At 71.0% G+C, this 15,582-nt stretch carries 13 protein-coding genes and 1 pseudogene; 8 read left to right on the top strand and 6 right to left on the bottom strand.

Going from position 1 to position 15,582, the window contains the following annotated elements; all coding sequences use genetic code 11:
• Nucleotides 1-24 precede the first annotated feature (24 nt).
• The 4 genes from ACGFH9_RS28395 (at nucleotide 25) to ACGFH9_RS28380 (ending at nucleotide 3,910) form a co-directional block, all read left to right on the top strand.
• Complete coding sequence (locus ACGFH9_RS28395; RefSeq protein WP_393225159.1) at nucleotides 25-1,863, top strand: putative T7SS-secreted protein; 1,839 nt, start codon at nucleotides 25-27, stop codon at nucleotides 1,861-1,863.
• Nucleotides 1,863-2,426, top strand: coding sequence for a type VII secretion system-associated protein (locus tag ACGFH9_RS28390; protein WP_393225157.1), 564 nt, complete (start codon nucleotides 1,863-1,865; stop codon nucleotides 2,424-2,426). The genes ACGFH9_RS28395 and ACGFH9_RS28390 overlap by 1 nt, the downstream gene beginning before the upstream one ends.
• 222 nt (nucleotides 2,427-2,648) lie before the next feature.
• Nucleotides 2,649-3,197: a sigma-70 family RNA polymerase sigma factor gene (locus tag ACGFH9_RS28385; RefSeq protein ID WP_393225154.1), complete on the top strand. Its 549-nt coding sequence runs from the start codon at nucleotides 2,649-2,651 to the stop codon at nucleotides 3,195-3,197.
• The gene (locus ACGFH9_RS28380) at nucleotides 3,194-3,910 is read left to right on the top strand and encodes a zf-HC2 domain-containing protein (RefSeq protein ID WP_393225151.1); all 717 of its coding nucleotides are present in this window, start codon (nucleotides 3,194-3,196) and stop codon (nucleotides 3,908-3,910) included. The genes ACGFH9_RS28385 and ACGFH9_RS28380 overlap by 4 nt, the downstream gene beginning before the upstream one ends.
• A gap of 139 nt (nucleotides 3,911-4,049) precedes the next feature.
• On the opposite strand, the gene ACGFH9_RS28375 is transcribed toward ACGFH9_RS28380, so the two are convergent.
• The 3 genes from ACGFH9_RS28375 to ACGFH9_RS28365 all read right to left on the bottom strand — a co-directional run bounded on the left by ACGFH9_RS28375 (nucleotide 4,050) and on the right by ACGFH9_RS28365 (nucleotide 9,319).
• Nucleotides 4,050-4,973, bottom strand: coding sequence for a hypothetical protein (locus ACGFH9_RS28375; protein WP_393225149.1), 924 nt, complete (start codon nucleotides 4,971-4,973; stop codon nucleotides 4,050-4,052).
• Nucleotides 4,974-5,091: 118 nt separating this feature from the next.
• Entirely contained in the window at nucleotides 5,092-6,300 is a 1,209-nt protein-coding gene (locus ACGFH9_RS28370) for a zinc-dependent alcohol dehydrogenase (protein ID WP_393225146.1), read from the bottom strand.
• A gap of 112 nt (nucleotides 6,301-6,412) precedes the next feature.
• Nucleotides 6,413-9,319: a BTAD domain-containing putative transcriptional regulator gene (locus tag ACGFH9_RS28365; RefSeq protein ID WP_393225143.1), complete on the bottom strand. Its 2,907-nt coding sequence runs from the start codon at nucleotides 9,317-9,319 to the stop codon at nucleotides 6,413-6,415.
• 276 nt (nucleotides 9,320-9,595) lie between these two features.
• Between ACGFH9_RS28365 and ACGFH9_RS28360 the strand changes: the two genes are divergently transcribed.
• From ACGFH9_RS28360 to ACGFH9_RS28345, 4 genes are all read left to right on the top strand, one after another.
• Nucleotides 9,596-10,528, top strand: coding sequence for an RNA polymerase sigma factor (locus tag ACGFH9_RS28360; protein ID WP_393225140.1), 933 nt, complete (start codon nucleotides 9,596-9,598; stop codon nucleotides 10,526-10,528).
• Nucleotides 10,529-10,580: 52 nt separating this feature from the next.
• Nucleotides 10,581-11,336, top strand: coding sequence for a GNAT family N-acetyltransferase (locus ACGFH9_RS28355; RefSeq protein ID WP_393225137.1), 756 nt, complete (start codon nucleotides 10,581-10,583; stop codon nucleotides 11,334-11,336).
• Between the two features lie 150 nt (nucleotides 11,337-11,486).
• Nucleotides 11,487-11,942 carry a hypothetical protein gene (locus tag ACGFH9_RS28350; protein WP_393225134.1) on the top strand — a complete coding sequence of 152 codons (456 nt, stop codon included), beginning with the start codon at nucleotides 11,487-11,489 and terminating at the stop codon, nucleotides 11,940-11,942.
• A gap of 2 nt (nucleotides 11,943-11,944) precedes the next feature.
• The gene (locus ACGFH9_RS28345) at nucleotides 11,945-12,250 is read left to right on the top strand and encodes a winged helix-turn-helix domain-containing protein (protein ID WP_393225131.1); all 306 of its coding nucleotides are present in this window, start codon (nucleotides 11,945-11,947) and stop codon (nucleotides 12,248-12,250) included.
• A 25-nt stretch (nucleotides 12,251-12,275) separates the two neighbouring features.
• Here the strand turns inward: ACGFH9_RS28345 and ACGFH9_RS28340 are convergent, their stop codons facing one another.
• The 3 genes and pseudogenes from ACGFH9_RS28340 to ACGFH9_RS28330 form a co-directional block, all read right to left on the bottom strand.
• On the bottom strand, nucleotides 12,276-13,871 hold the full coding sequence (locus tag ACGFH9_RS28340) for a Na+/H+ antiporter (protein WP_393225128.1): 1,596 nt from the start codon (nucleotides 13,869-13,871) through the stop codon (nucleotides 12,276-12,278).
• A 119-nt stretch (nucleotides 13,872-13,990) separates the two neighbouring features.
• Nucleotides 13,991-14,602, bottom strand: a complete 612-nt coding sequence (locus tag ACGFH9_RS28335) for a YdeI family protein (RefSeq protein ID WP_393225125.1) — start codon at nucleotides 14,600-14,602, stop codon at nucleotides 13,991-13,993.
• A 123-nt stretch (nucleotides 14,603-14,725) separates the two neighbouring features.
• A pseudogene (locus ACGFH9_RS28330) lies at nucleotides 14,726-15,582 on the bottom strand (cellulose-binding protein); the annotation flags it as partial.

Below are 15,582 nucleotides of genomic sequence, written 5' to 3'. Positions count from 1 at the left end.
GACGATGCGGTGGGAGGGCTTGTCATGACGCGTCCGGGCGACGCCGAGTGGTCCGTGTTGCAGCTCGACTCGGATCCGGTGCCGGGTGATCCCGAGTCCTTCGAGGAGATCACCCGGGCGTACCAGGAGTTGGCCAGAACCACCCAGGAGGCGCACGACCTGCTCGCCTCGGGCAGTCAGATCGACGTCGGCCAGGGCAAGGCCATGGACGCCTTCCGCGATCTGATCGGCAAGCTGCCGGGGCGACTGGATCAGATGGCGAACTCCTACGCCAGCGCCGCCGACGCGTACCTGCGGTACCTGCCCTCGCTGGAAGAGGCGCAGACGATGTCACTGCGCGCCCTCGACCAGGCCCGACAGGCAGCCGGAGACCAGAGCGCCGCCCAGGCCGCGGCCGTCAGCGCGGCGGCGACGCTGCTCGTACTGAACGCCGAGACCGCGACCAGTGCGGACGCCAAGGAGCAGGCCACCGACGACGCCGCCGCCGCCAAGAACCGGGTGGCCGACGCCCAGCAGGCGCTGGACGGGGCGAAGTCGTTGCTCGGTCAGGCGACCGCCCTGCGCGACCAGGCCGCCCGTACCGCCGCCGACACCCTGCACCAACTGGCGAAGGACGCGCCGCAACGGTCACTCTGGGACAAGATCGTCGAGGCGTTCGAGGCGTTCGTCGACTTCCTCCAGAGCACCGTCATCGAGTGGATCACCACCATCCTCGACGTGCTCTCCGTCGTCGCCTCGTTCATCTTCCCGCCCCTGGGCTCGGCCATCGGCTTCCTCTCCGGCGCCATCGATCTCGCCGCGGCGGCCGTCGGCGGCGACCCCGCCGAGATCGCCCTCGCCGCCGGCGGACTCGCCCTCGGCCTCGTGCCCGGTGGACGAATCGTCAGCCGCGTCCTCAAGTTCGCCAACAAGTTCGCCGACAAGATCCGCCCCGGCAGCGTCGCGGACGGCATCAGGAACAGCACCAAGGAGGTCACCGGCGGCAGCCGTGGCGTGCCGGGCGCCGGCGCGGCGCCGGGCCGCGGGATCGACGCCACGGTCACCGAGGTCGGCATCGGCAAGACCGTCAAGGGTGTGTTCAACCGGGTCGACCAGAAGTTGTTCGACATACGGTTCAACCGGGACCTCAAGGCCGCCCGGAAGAAGCAGGCCAACGACCCGACGCTGATCCTCGGCCAGAACCGCAAGGGCCGCCTCAAGACGTTCCACGCCTCGGACGTCGAGTCGACGCCGTTGGTGGACAACAACGGCAAACAGATCGGCGTGCTCTTCCCGAGTAGGGCCACCGACAACGAGAGCTTCACGAGCTGGGCCCGGACCGACGCCAACCTCGCCTTCGGCCGGAACGTCGGCGGGGAGATCGCCGAACCGGGAACGAAGGCGATCCGCAGGCTCCCCGGTACCGACACCGGCTTCGCGGGTAACGAGTTCCAGGTCGCGCCCTGGGCCCGGCTCAAGACCGACCCCACCCTGGTCATCGCGCACGGCAGCCCGAACGGTGCCGCCGTGCGCCTGAACAACGGCACAGTGCTCCAAGTCCCGGGGGGGCAGTTCGCGAAGGTCCTGCACCACAACGACATCTTCCGGGCCAGCAACACCGCCGCGGACCCGAAGCGGTCCATTGCGATGATCTCCTGCAACTTCGGGAACACCTCCGGCACGGGGGCGCAGGACTTCGCCAACGCCATGCGGGATCTCGGCAGTCAGCGGCGGATCTTCGCGGCGAACGAGACGGTCGTCACCACCCAGGGTGTGGACGAAGGTGGCCTGCTGACCGACGCGGGCCGGGACATCGCGACGTTGGCAGTGCAGAACGGCGGCAAGTTCAAGCAGATCCACCCGAGCGTCGAGGGGGCGAGTTGATGAGCGAGCACGACAACGGTGATCGGCAGCGGAGTTGGATGCTGCTGACGGACGCGCGGTGGAGCGCGCCCGACGAAGGAGAGGCGGATGCGACCGACGTGCCACCGGTGGAGGCCATCGTCGGTGGCTGGCTGGTCGAGCCCGACGGCACTGTCGGGCGTTTCACCGCCAATCCGCTGTACCGGCCGGAGGACCCGGCGTCGCCCACCAGCCCGGTGGACGCCTCCGCGTCCCTGGTCGCCACTGGTCGGGCCGGCGTCGACGTGGTGCTCCTGGCGCTGCGGGACAGCCTCGTGGACGTCGCGCTGGACGCCGAGGGTGGCGTCATCGTGGCACCGGCGCCGGACGACGTCCCCTGTGTGCTCGTCGCGACCGGTGCCGTCGACCAAGCCCGGGTCGACGCCGTCGACTGGCGGCAGGTCGACCTGCCCGAACTGCTGACACTGCTCCCGGACGGCGTCGACGTACTGCTCAATCCGGGTGGGCCGCGTTCCATGCGCCTGTTCGCCGACGCGTTGCGGGACATCGCCGTCCAGGGCGAACCAGCACCGACAGTTCCGTGACGTACCACCGCGCTGGGCTCGGACATGTCGTCCGAGCCCAGCGCGGACCGGTGGCCGGACCCGTATCGGTGACCGCTGACATCTCGTTTCGGCCTCGACGTGGGTCAGAAGACAAAGTTTTTAGTGATCAACTAGCGGCACGAACGGGACGTGCATCCTGAGGACCCGTAGGCATCCGGCGGGAACGCCGACGACGTGAGGGTCAGCAAAAGGGTGGTAGCAATGGCGGGATCGGGACCTGTTCGTCGGCGCGAAGTGGCAGGCGAGGCATTGGTCCGGTCCATATTCGAGGAGCACGGACGCGCGATGCTCGCTTATGCGACACAGTTGACCCGCGACCGCGCGGCGGCGGAGGACGTCGTCCAGGAAGCGCTGGTACGCGCGTGGCGGCACCCCGACGCGCTGGTCAACGGCAAGGGCTCGGTACGGGGTTGGCTGTTGACTGTCGTCCGCAACATCGTGACCGACACCATCCGCGCCCGGAACGCGCGCCCACCCGAGGTACGGGAGGGCCCGACCGAATCAGCGGTCGAGCGTGACCACGCCGACCAGGTGGTGAACTCGATCGTCGTGACCGACGCGCTCAACCGCCTCTCCACACAGCATCGACAGGTGCTCGAGCAGGTCTACCTGCGCGGGAGTACAGTCGCGGAAGCCGCCCAGATCCTCGGTATCCCACCGGGCACCGTGAAGTCCCGCTCCTACTACGCACTCCGAGCACTCCGCGATCTCGCCGAGCGTCACGCCGGGGTGGAACGGCCTGCCTCATGAATCCCGACAGCTCATCGCCCCGCGCCGACCACTTCGACATCGGCGGCTATCTGCTGGGGGCACTCGATGAGGAGGCGACCCATCGAGCCGAGGAGCACCTGGCGGGTTGCGCACAGTGTCGAGCCGAGGTCGAGTCGCTGCGGACGTGGGCGGGCGCGCTCGAGAACGTACCCGACGTGATGCTGCTGGACGGCCCGCCGGAGGACGGCGATCTGCTGTTGCAGCGCACTCTGCGCCAGATCCGCGGCGAGGCCGCCGACCAGCGCCGTCGCCATCATGCCGTCACCGGAGTCGCGGCGGCGGTCGTCGCCTCCGCCGTCCTCGGTGGCGCCCTCTTCCTTCCCGGGGGAGACGGGACGACGGACGCGACAGCGCCGCCGCCGACCCCGAGCGTCGCTGCCGACCCGACCGTCCGCTCGGCCAGCGCCTCCGACCCACGCACGGGAGCTCGTCTCGCCGTGGCTGTCACACCGGCCCCCGGCTGGGTACGTGTCAACGCCACGGTCTCCGGCATCCCGCAGGGCCAACGCTGCCGCCTCCTGGTCGTGGGCAAGGACGGCAGCACGGTGCTGGCGGGCAGCTGGTTGGTGTCGGAGCGCGGGGCCGCCGAGGGTGTGACCCTGGACGGCAGCGCCCTGATCGACGAGGCCCAGATCGACAGTGTCCGGGTGGAGACGACCGACGGCATGGCGTACGTCAGCGCGAAGCTCTAGCCAGCCCTCGTCGGTGGCCGGTGGCTGAGCCAGCCACCGGCCATCGTCAGTGGCCGGTGGTTGTGTTCGACCGGCCGGGCGACAGACAGCAGCGCCGGCCCGGGCCAGTGGCCGGGCCGGCGCGAGCCGTGGCGCAAGGTCAGCCCAGGCGCACCGAGACGACCGCGTTGTCGAAGTCGACAGTCGCCAGATCCGCGACGTCCCCGTTGATCACCTTCGATCGGCCGGTGCAGTCCGGGCCGGCCCAGAGCTTGAGCGAGCCGGGCGCCGCCACCGAGGAGGAGACCCCCGGGCGGCTCAGGTTGCGGCAACCGGTTCCCGCAACGCCCTGCGAACCGGCGCCGTCGCCGAAGTTGGGGTCGTCGAAGAGGACCGCGCTGGTGGCCGGTGCGGCCGGCGAATCGGCGGCGGGCTGCTCGTCACCGGACACGCCGGCCTTGCCGCCGGTCGGGGTCACGCCGAACCAGGTGCCGCCGACACCCTGACCCTTGGTGTCGCCTGCCCTGGTGTCCTTGGCGAAGCGGTAGACCGGCCAGCCGCCGACGGTGACCTGCCGGCTGCCGTCCGAGCGCCGGACGGTGCCGACGGCCTCCGCCTTGACCCCCGCGACGAAGATCTTGCCGCCCGGCATCACCGTGACCGGCGGCCAGGTCACGGCGCAGTCACCGTCGCAGGTCGACGTCGGCGGGTTGTTGCTGTCCTTTTCGAATCGGTAGAGGGTCAGCCCCGCTCCGTTGACGACGACCGGGTCGAGCTTGCCCGCCCTGCCCACGGTCAGCTGGACCCAGCGCTGCGCCGATTCGCGGGCGGCCCCGGTCGCCACCCCGCCGTTGGGTACCGCCCAGTCACCGGTGCCCGCCGCGGCGTTGTTGGACTTGGCGGTGCCGGACGTGAGGGCGAGGTCGGCGACACCGGCCCCGCCCTGCGGCGACGCCGCCGGGCTGCCGCTCAGGTCGGCGGCCCGCGCCGGGCCGGGTGGCACCTGGCTCGGGCCGCACGCCGTGAGCGTCACCGCGCCGACGGCCAGCGCGGCGATGAAGGGTGTCACGTGGTTGCGCATCATCGGGAATCTCCAGCGGTCACCCGGCTTCCAGGAGGTCCGGAAACCGTTCGCCCCTCACACGGAACAGGTCCGGGATCGGTTCAGGGCCGGCGCCGCCACCGTCATCACGTGGGCGACCTCAGGTGGTTTGCAGGGCGACCTTCAGCCAACCCGGGTTGCGCATGTCGAACTCCCGGTACGCGGCGACCGCGTCGGTGAGCGGTTCGTGCTCGGTCACGACGTCCTCCGGACGGACCTGACCGGACGCCACCATGGCCGCCAGCTTGGGGATGTACCGGGGATGGTTGCCGTTGCCGGCGCGGATGGTCAGGTTGCGCCCCATGGCCATCCCGATCGGGAAGTACCGGTCGCCAGGCGGATAGACGCCCACGATGCCCAGCGTGCCGACCTTGGCGAGGCTGTCCACCGCCCAGGTCTGCGCCTGGCTCGGCGCGTCACCCGGCTTCCAGTGCCCGTCCTGGCCCGCGCTGTCGAGGTCCGGGGAAATCTTGCGCTGCTCCTCGGCGTTGCGCGCGTCGTCCTTACCCGCTGCGGGCCCCGACTTGGCGCTCTCGCTGTCCACTCCGACGGCGTCGATGGCGCAGTCGGCCCCGATACCGTTCGTCAACTCCATGATGGCGTCGACCGGGTCGACCTCGTTGAAGTTGATCACCTCGGCGCCGCGGCTACGGGCGTGCTCCAGCCGGTCGGCGTGCCCGTCGACAGCGATCACCCGGGACGCGCCGCGCTGGTACGCCGAGAGGATGGCGAACTGGCCCACCGGACCGCAGCCCCAGACGGTGGCGACCTTGCCGTCGCTGGCGTCGGCCAGGACCGCACCGAAGTAGCCGGTCGGGTAGATGTCGGAGAGCGTGATGGCCTGCGACTCGGTGACGTTCTCGCCCAACGAGATCAGGTTGGTGTGCGCGAAGGGCACGCGGGCGTACTCGGCCTGCAACCCGTTGAACGGACCCTGCATCTCGGGTGAGCCGGGCGAGGCGGTGCCGGTCCGCGGCCCGAGCGGGTTGGCGTTGTCGCACTGCGCGAAGAGGCCCCGGCGGCAGTACCAGCAGGACCCACAGCCCCACACCGCCGAGATCACCACCCGGTCACCCGGCCGGAAGTTGTGGATCTGCGAGCCCACCTCCTCGACCACCCCGATGCCCTCGTGACCGAGGACCTTGCCCGGCTTCATCCCCGGCATCGTTCCGCGCACGAAGTGCAGGTCCGTACCGCAGATCGCCGCGGTGGTCACCCGGACGATCGCGTCCGTGGGTTGTTCGATGCGGGGTTCGGGCACATCATCGACCCGAATGTCACCGATGCCATGCCAAACGACTGCCTTCACGCGTACTCCCATCCGCGCTGGCCGACCTCGTCGCGCCAGCACTCGACAACGGGACACCTCGTGCCCGGGACGAATGCCGGCTTCCCCGGGCACGCCCGAGCAAACCGCGCCCTCAGCTCAGTCTCTCGGCGAGACGGGTAACCGAGGCACGCATGCTGTCGGTGCCGCCGTCGGGAAATTCGCGCAGAAGCGTGCGAGCCTGTTCGAGAACCCGACGCGACGCGGCCACGTCACCAGCGACGATGAGAACGTCGGCCATCTGTCGCAGCGCATCGAACTGCGACGGCCGGTCCCCCACGCGCCGCGCGACGCTCGCCGCGATCTCCAGCTCCGTGACCGCCTCGGCGACGCGTCCGGTCTCGGCGAGGTTGTCCGCGACGGCGGCCCGGATCTCACTCTCCTCGTGTGCCCGCCCCACCCGCTGGCTGAGGTCAAGAGCCTCCCGGAGCACCCCGATCGACTCCGTGACCTTGCCCTGGGCGGTCAACGACCGTCCCCTGCGCAGCAGGCTGCCGAGTTGGCCCCGACGGTTGTGGAGCAGGCGGAACAGCGACAGCGCCTTCGCGCTGTGCTCGAGGGCGCGGTCGTGCCGGCCCAGCGCGCTGAACACCTCTTGGAAGTTGTTGTGCACCAACGCCTGTTCCAGACGCATGTCCCGGTCCCGGTAGGTCCGTGCGGCCTCGTCGAGCAGGTGCAGCGCCTCCTCGTGGGCGCCGAGCAGGTACCGTGCGCCGGCCAGGCTGCGCAGGACGTGTGCCTCCCCAACGACATCGCCGCGCTTCCGCGCGTCCCGCAGGGCGATCCGCATGACGTCCTCCCAGTCCTGGAAGCGTCCGGCCCACTGCAGGTACTGCTGCATGGCGAGGGCGAGCTGCCACGGCACGATGCCGTACCCGACGTCGGCAGCCAGGCGTACGGACTCCGTGAGCATCTCCCGCTGGCGGTCGAACCAGTCGATGGCCTCGTCGTACGTGCCCGGCCGCTGGGCAACGACACCGGGTAGCGGCGGTGGCGGCTCGATCGGCGGCCGGTTCGGGTCCAGGGCCAGCTGTGCCTGGTGACTGGTGTGCAGGTAGTGCTGCAACAGTCGGGAGAGAGCCGCCTCGCGCTCCGCCGTCGACTCCTCGGCTTCCAGCAGCTCCTCGGCGTACGCCTTCACGAGGACGTGGGACGTGAGGCGGCCGTCCTCGTGCTCGGTCACCAGTGCCGCGTCGATCAGCTCGGCGAGGAGGGCGCGCGTGCTGTCCGGGTCGCGGTCGGCGAGACTCACGCACGCCTCGGCCGTGACACCGGGCAGCGGAGCGACCGACAGGAGCCGGAACAGCCGGGCGGCGTCCGGACTGAGCTGCCGGTAGGACCACGTGAAGGCGGTACGCGGATCGATCAGTCCCGGGCCACCCGCGAACGCCTCGAGTCGGCGGGCGCTGTCGCGCAGCTCCGCGGCGATGGTCGCGAGCGACAGCCCTGGACGAGCGGCGATCCGGGCCGCCAGGATGGCCAGCGCCAGTGGAAGCCGGCCGCACAGCTCGATGATCTCGTCGGCGGTGCTGGCGCAGCCTCCGTCGTCGGTCGACCGGCTCGGCAGGCCGGCGAGACGACGTTCGAGAAGTCGACGGGCCGTCGGCAGGTCGGGCGGGTCGACCCGGAGCAGGTGCGCACCGTCGAACGCCGCGAGGCCGACGAGGGCCCGCCGGCTGGTGACGATCACGAGACTTCGTGCCGAGTTCGGCAGTAGCGGGCGTACCTGGGCGGCGTCGTGAGCATTGTCCAAGAGGAAGAGCATCTGCCGGCCGGCTGTCATGCTGCGGTACATCCCGATGCGCGCGTCGAACGTGTCGGGTACGTCGGAGGCGGGCACGCCCACCAGGTGCAGCAGTGAACGCACCGCGTCGTCGGCCGACAGGCGCCCGCCCGCGCAGAGGTGGCCGCGCAGATCGAGGTAGAGCTGCCCGTCGGCGTACTCGTCGGCCACCCGGTGCGCGAAGTGCACGGCGAGCGTCGAGGTGCCCACCCCGCCCATGCCGTCCATCGCGATCACCAGGGGGCTGGTCCGCTCGGCGGTCCGCGTTCCCGTGGTCAGATCGCGCAGGATCAGCAGTTCGGATTCGCGGCCCACGAACAGAGGTGGGTCCGGCGGGAGCTGCGCCGGGCGGATCAGCGTCGTCCGTCGGGCCACCACGGGGTCGACATCCTCGACGGGCGCCAGCGCCGTCTGGGTGAGGGCCCGTCGGTGGGCGTCCTGAAGGTGGTAGCCGGGGTCGATACCCAACTCCTCGTCGAGGCGCGTCCGGATCGCGCTGTACGCCGCCAACGCCTCGGCCTGCTGGCCCGCCGCGGCGAGGGTCGTCACGAGGCTCGCGTGGACCGGCTCGTTGAGCTGACCCATCGCGGCCGCGAGCCGCAGCGGCGCCAGCACACGGGCGGGCTGCCGCAGTCGCACGGCCACCGCCGCGGCGGCGATGGCGGCGTCGAAGAACTCGCCGTCGATGCCCGCGAGGACTGCCGCGGCGGCGGCGCTGTCGACCAGGCCGTCACCGGACGAGCCGTGGCAACGCCGCAGCGCGTCGAGGTAGTGCTCCAACGCGTCGTCCGGACGGTCCTGCGCCAGGCTGGACTTCGCCTCCGAGACGTCGCTGCGGAACGCGACGAGGTCGAGCGTCTCCGGCCCGGCCACGAAGAGGTACCCGTTGCCGTGCCGCAGCAGGTACGAGCCGACGGCACGCGGCGGCAGGTCGGGTTCGAGCAGGCGGCGCAGCGCCGCGACGTACTTGTGGATCACGTTCACGGCGCTGGCCGGCGAATCAGGGCCCCAGACGAGATCCAACAGATCGCTGGTGGTGGTGGGACGCCCCTGGCGGGCCAGCAGGACCGCCAGAAGACGGCGTTGCTGACGCGGGCCCGCGTCGAGCTCGGTAGCGCCACGCCAGACCCGCAGCGGACCCATGATCTGTAGGCGTGGCGCCTCCTGCAACGCCGATTCCTCTGTCCGACCGGAGCCGACGTCTTCCTTCACCTTCATCACGCTGCGTCCACCTGGTGGAGGTTCACTTGACGATCACTGGATTGGACATTTCCGGGCATGGGGCGGACGTCCTGACAATCCCGTACCCGGCGAAACCGACTTCCGGGTCGAAGACGGCACGCATCGAAACGGTCGGCGACGCCATGGTGCGGCCCTGTCTCGTAACCCATGCCCAGCAGACGTCTCTGACGAGACGAAAGTTCGATCCCCTGGACGGGTTTTTCCCCACCGGCGAGCTAGCGTGTCGGGATGCTTCTTCCACCCTCGGCGCCCGTGTCGGCCGACGACACGGTTCAGCTGGTGCGGAGTGCCCAGCAGGGCAGCACGGCAAGCTTCGCGCTGCTCTTCGACCGTCACTACGCCGGCATGCTCGCCGTGGCTCGCCGTCTGTTGGGTGGCGGCCCCGACGCCGAGGACGCGTGCCAGGACGCGGCGATCACGGCGTTCAGCCGGATCGGGGAGTTGCGCGACCCCAGCGCGGCGCGGTCCTGGTTGCACACCATCGTGCGGAACAACTGCCGGACGATGCTCCGCGACCGTCTCCCCGTACCGGTCGGGGTGGCCGGTGAGAATCTTCTGGCCTCTGAGCTGGACGACCCGGTAGCCCGCATCGAGCGCAGCGCCATGCGGGACTGGGTCTGGCATGGACTACGGCAGTTGTCGCCGGCCGCGCAGACCGTGGCGTTGCTGCGGTACTTCACCGAGAACAACTCGTACGAGCAGATCGCGGCCCTCTGCGGAACCCCGGTCGGCACCGTCCGTAGTCGCCTGAGCGAGGCGCGGCGGCAGTTGGCCGAGGTCCTCCCCCGCGTGCACGACGATCGACACGGCGAGGCCGTGGCGCTGCGCACCGAGCGACGGCAGGAGGCGGCGACGATCCTGTCAGCGGTGCCGAACGGTGCCGCGCTCACCAAGGTGGCCGCCCGCTGGGCCGAGGACATGACCTTCTGGTGGCCGGGCGGCATCCAGACGATCGGTCGGGAGCCGGTCTTCGACGTCATGCGGCGGGACTACCAGTCCGGCGTCAGCCTGACGATCACCGGAGTGCTGGCCGGGTCCGGCGTCACGATCTGGGAATCCACCTTCACCAACCCACCGGAGGACCCGTACCACTGCCCGCCCGGGGCGACCTGGCTGCTGAGGGAGAAAGAGGGCCTGGTGCGTGAGATGCGCCTTCTGCACACCCCACGGCCGGCCCGACCGTAGACAACTCCCCCGCGGGATCGAACTTCCACCGACCGAACGGCGTCCTGAGGGTATGACCACGTACTCCATCCATGATCTGGAACCGCAACTCGCCGCGAACCGCCGCTACTGGTGCGGTTGGGCCGGGGCCCAGCCCGACACCGATCTGCCGACCTATCGCACGGACATTCCCCACCCGCTGCTCAACGGGGTCCTGCGCGTGCGCGGGCGGCAGCTCGACGAGGCGATCACGGAGGCGAGGAAGCACCTGACCGGCTCCACCTGGGGCTGGTGGGTGGGCGCGGACAGCGACGAGGGCACCGCCGAGGGCCTGCTCGCGCGCGGCGCGACCCAGATCGCCGACATGCCCGTCATGGCGATGGACGTGACGGGCATGGCCGAGGGCCAGGCGTCGCCCGCCGACCTGCGTATCCAGGTCGCCGCGACGCCGGCCGAGGTGCGGGAGTACGTCGAGACGTACGCCGGCCCGCTCGGCATCTCGGGCGACCTCGGGCTCGTCGCCGACCGGGAACTCGCCTTCGCCTACCCGGAGGTGGTCCGCCTGGCCGGAATCGTGGACGGCCGCACGGTCGGCACGTGCACCCTGTCGCTCGGCACCGACATCGGTGCTCTCTACTGCGTCGCCACCCACCCCGACTACCGCCGGCGGGGCATCGCGACCGCTCTCACCCTGGAGGCGCTGCGCGTCGCCCGCGGGGCCGGACGGCAGATCGTCACCCTGCAGGCGAGCAGCGACGGCGAGCCGGTGTACCGGCAGATCGGCTTCGACACCGTCACCCGCTACCGCCTCTACCAACTCCCGGAGTGAACCCGCACGGCGCTGCCGTCGGGCTGACACCCCGTCCTGGCGGCAGCGCCGTGACGCGCGCCACCGTCGGGGAAAGTAGTTGCTCGTGCGGAAAGTGAGTGTTAGCTTTCCACACGAGCAAGCTTTTTCCCTAGCTCAAGGAGTTGCGCGATGAGCACCACCCCCACCCCAGAAGAGGCACGACGGGCTCTCCAGGACGTCGACCGCCGCCGTGACCAGACGGCAGCGGCCGCCGGCTGGCCGTGGTGGGCCTGGCTCGCGACCGGCGTCGCCGCCGTGGCCTGCGGGTTCGCCGCCGACCGGTATCCGGACTTCGTACGCACCTACGGCATCACCATCGTCGTCCTGCTGCTGGTCGCCTCGATGCTCCCCAACACCAGGTGGGGGGCGGCCCTGCTGAAGCGGCCGGTGCGTCGCCGTGCCACCGCCGACACGTCCGCCCTGCTGTGGTCGGTCCTGGTGGTGGCCCTGCTGATCGGCGGCATGACGCTCGCCAGCGCCCTGGACGTCCCGCACGTCTGGGTCTGGAGCGGCCTAATCGTCGGTGTGCTGATGGCCGCCGCCGGGCCGTGGTGGCAGCGCCGCGTCCTCATCCGCTCGGCCTGACCGTGGCGGCGGACCCGAAGCTGGACCCGGCCCTGCTCGATCCCACCCGGCTGGCCATCCTCGCGCTGCTGGCGGGGACCGAGTGGGCCGAGTTCGCGTTCGTCCGTGACGCCACGGAACTCAGCGACTCGGCCCTGTCCAAGCGGATCTCGACCTTGAGCGACAGCGGGTACGTCGAGGTACGCAAGGGCTACGTGGGCAAGCGCCCCCGGACGTGGATCAACCTCTCCACGACCGGTCGGACGGCCCTGAGCGCCCACGTCGCCGCCCTGCGGGACATCGCCGCCCGCGTGGACGGCGTCGACTGAGCCACCACCACCGGCGGCGGGACGCTCAGCGCGGGTCGTTGTCCCGCCGCTGGGCCATGTGGACCTGTTCGAGGTCGAGGCCGTCCTGGACCCGGCGGAGCACCTCGTCGTCGATCTCGCCCGAATCGCGCATGCGCACCACCGTGTCGTGGCGGTGGTCGATGACCGCGAGGTGCAGATCGGCGTACTGCTTCTCGTAGTCGGCCGCGGCCTCGTCCGGGCCGGAGGTGGCGTCGCCGTCGCGCAGCACACGCAGCCGACGGTCGTACTCCGTACGCAACTGCTCGTGCACGTCGTCGCTCGTACCCAACTCGGCCGCCATCGTGGGCAGGGACTCCAGCGCCCGGTCCATGGACGTGATCTCGGCATGCCGGCGTTCCCGCTCGGCCTCCCCGTCCGCGCCCAGCCCGGCCCACCGCGTCACCCGGGGCATCAGCGGCGCCTGGAGCAGCAGGGTCACGGCGATCACCACGGCCGTGACGAAGACGATGAGGTCCCGGTCCGGGAACCCGGCCCCGGACGGAAGGGCGTGCGGTACGGCCAGCGCCGCCGCCATCGACACCGCGCCGCGGAACCCGGCGGCCGACATGAGCGCCCGTGGCCGCCCGCTGAGCCGTCGTTCGCGCTGTTGCGGTCGGCGGTCGATCGCCCGGATGACGTACGGGCTGGTGAAGAGCCAGCCGAACCGCACCGCGACGATGACCGCGCACACCACGACCGCGACCAGCATGCCGTGTGCCAGACCGGTGCTGTCCAGCCCACGCACCGCCGACTGCGCCTCCAACCCCACCAGGACGAACAACGCCGCGTTCGCCAACATGGTCACGAACTCCATGACGGTGTGGACCTGCCTGCGGGCTCTACCAGGGAACAGCCGTGGCGAGACGCGGCCCACCCACAGTCCGCTGACCACTGCCGCGAGCACACCGGACACCTCGGCCGCCTCGGCGATCAGGTAGGCGGTCAGGGGCGTCAACAGCGCGAGCAGATTGTGCTGGAACGGGTCGGTCAACCGGCGACGGACCTGTAGGACGAGGAACGTCACGATCGCGCCGGACGCGATGCCGCCGAGGTACGAGAAGGCGAACAGGCCGGCGACCCGACCGACGCTCAGGTGCTCCTCGCCCAGGGTGATGCCGATTGCGAGCGTGTAGATCACCAGCGCCGTACCGTCGTTGACCAGGCTCTCCGCGCGCAGCGTGGTAGCGATGCGACGGGGCAGCATCCGGCCCAGGACCCCGACCGCCGTCGCGTCGGTCGGTGCGACGGCGGCGCCGAGCACCCACGCCGCTCCCCAGCCGAGGCCGAGCGCGTGCGCGGCGGCCGCCACACCGGCCGCCGTCGCCACCACGAGGAGGGTGCTCAGCAGCACGATGACCCGCAGGTTCCGGCGAATCTCGCGCAACGACGAGGAGAACGCCTCCCAGTAGAGCAACACCGGAAGGAACACCAGGAGAACGGCCTCGGGCGGCAGGTGCACCCCGCGCAGCGCGGGCCCGAACCCGAGGAGGACACCGGCGATCAGGAGCAGTACGGGTGGAGCGATCCGGAGCCGGCGGGCCGCGCCCGTACCGACCAGGATCGCGACGCCAACCGCTACGACCAGTGCGAGGCTGGACACCAGGTTCCTCTGTCCTTCGTTGCGGTGGTGGGCCGGACAAGGATGACCGGGCCCAGTGGACGGCTACTTGACGCTTCCTACGCCGCGCAGGACGACCAGCGGCGCCTCCGCACCGGTGATCACGAGGACGGGGCGCTCGACGGCCTGGCCTTCTGCGGGTACACGGTCTCGTGCCGGGCCAGCATGGCGACGAACTCGCCGATCTTGCGCTCGCGGGTCTCCGCCCGTTTGACGGCGTTTACGCGGTAGATGATAGCGAACCGGTTGGTCTTGGTGAGCACGTCGAACATGGCCTGGGCGTCGGGGTCGGCCGCGATCGCGGCGAGCAGGTCGGCCGGCACCTCGGCTTCCGACGGCGGGGCGTACGCGGCCGCCCAGCGCCCGTCGGCCTTCGCGGCCTCCACCGCGGCTCGGCCCGAGGGCGTCATCCGCCCCTGCTCCTCCAGCCGGGCCACGTGGGCGACGTTGCGTTGTGACCAGGCGCTGCGGGGGCGGCGGGGGGTGAACCGGATCCAGGAGGAATGCTCGTCCCCTTTGCGGGCCTGCCCGTCGATCCAGCCGAAACAGAGGGCCTCGTCGACCGCGTGCTGCCAGGTCAGCGTCGTGACCGTGCCGCCCTTCCTGGTCAGGGCGAGCCAGACGCCCGGCGACGCGGCGTGGTTGGCGGACAACCACGCGCGCAGCGCGTCGGCATCCGCGACGATCAACTCTTCAAGTTCGGCGCTGGCCATGCCAGCAGGCTAGCGCCGCGTCGTGCCGTCAGCCTCCATTAGGTGGACCGTTCCGGCACCGGCGCGGGGAGGGTCGGGGGTGCGCCGCGACAGCCGCGCCACACCCCCGACCTCGTCCGGCGGTCAGCAGCCGATCCGGCTGGCCCCGACCGCGACGTCGTCGTACCAGAGGGTGTCAGCGCCGTTGCCGTAGCTCTCCCAGCCCAGCTTCAGGTCGGTGAGCTGCGGTCGCCAGGTGCGGTTGTACCACTGTCCGTCGATGTCGTGCGTCGGTACGCCGTCCGCGGTCAGTCCCGCGATGGCGGTGCCGTCCAGCCAGGTTCGGAGCTGGCCGGAGGAGCCGTCGACCATGAACTCCAGGCAGGTCCACCGGTTCGTGGGCAGCGGCACGCTCTGCGCCACCCCGGCCGGGCTCTGCTCGGGCAGGGTCGCGTCGTCGGAGGCGCGGTTCCACTGCAGGGCACCGTTCTGGCCACCCATCCGCAGGTCCCGGTTGCCGTCGGCGGTGTCGGTCATCGCCATCATCGTGGTGTGGTCGGTGGGTTGGGCGGTGGTGTGCCGGACCCAGATCCGCCCGTACCGGACACTGCCCAGGCTGCCGAGGTTCTTCGTGGACCTGATGAAGACGTGGTTGCAGTACCCGGCCGCGCCGTTGATCCGGACGGACCGGCCGCCGCTGTGCGTGGTGGCCGTGTCGATGGTGGCGGTCCCAGCCCCGGAACAGTCCGGGTTCACGACGGCCCAGTCGCCGGACGGCGTCGAGCCGGTCTGGTTCTCGAAGCCGTCGCAGAGCACCGCCCCGGCACAACCGACCGGCGGCGGAGGCGTGGTCGGGGGCGGCGTCGTCGGGGGCGGCGTCGTCGGGGGCGGCGTGGTCGGCGGAGGCGTCGTCGGGGGCGGCGTGGTCGGCGGAGGCGTCGTCGGGGGCGGCGTGGTCGGCGGAGGCGTCGTCGGGGGCGGCGTGGTCGGCGGAGGCGTGG

It is taken from the genome of Micromonospora sp. NPDC049102 (genome assembly GCF_043197485.1).
Taxonomy (GTDB): Bacteria; Actinomycetota; Actinomycetes; order Mycobacteriales; family Micromonosporaceae; genus Micromonospora.
Note: the sequence above shows the minus strand (reverse complement) of the source record. Positions and strands in the feature narration are given on the sequence as shown.